1 protein-coding gene is annotated in these 258 nt (G+C 34.1%); it reads left to right on the top strand.

Annotated elements, in window-relative coordinates; translation table 11 throughout:
- The coding region (locus tag MBO_RS10110; protein ID WP_227712715.1) for a hypothetical protein at positions 1–220 on the top strand (220 nt) is incomplete at its 5' end.
- Between the last annotated feature and the right edge of the window lie 38 nt (positions 221–258).

Here is a 258-nt window from a genome sequence, read left to right as displayed (position 1 = left end):
AAATCCCCCACCAAATCAACCACTTACAAACTTTCTAAACTTTTTCTTAAATCCCCCCTTGACCAACCTCATTCCTCCCCCTATAATACGCACCACTCAAGCACAGCAAGTCATAAAAAACTTGTTTAAATTCAATAAGTTAAAGAATTTGAGACGAGAATTAACAAATCTCAAAAAAACTTTAAAAATTTTGAAAAAAACGCTTGACATTAAATTTTAAAAGCGTATAATACGCACTCATTCGCTGGACGACAGACG

This window comes from Moraxella bovoculi 237 (genome assembly GCF_000696305.2).
Taxonomy (GTDB): domain Bacteria; phylum Pseudomonadota; class Gammaproteobacteria; order Pseudomonadales; family Moraxellaceae; genus Moraxella; species Moraxella bovoculi.
This window is presented reverse-complemented; position numbering and strand designations above follow the sequence as displayed.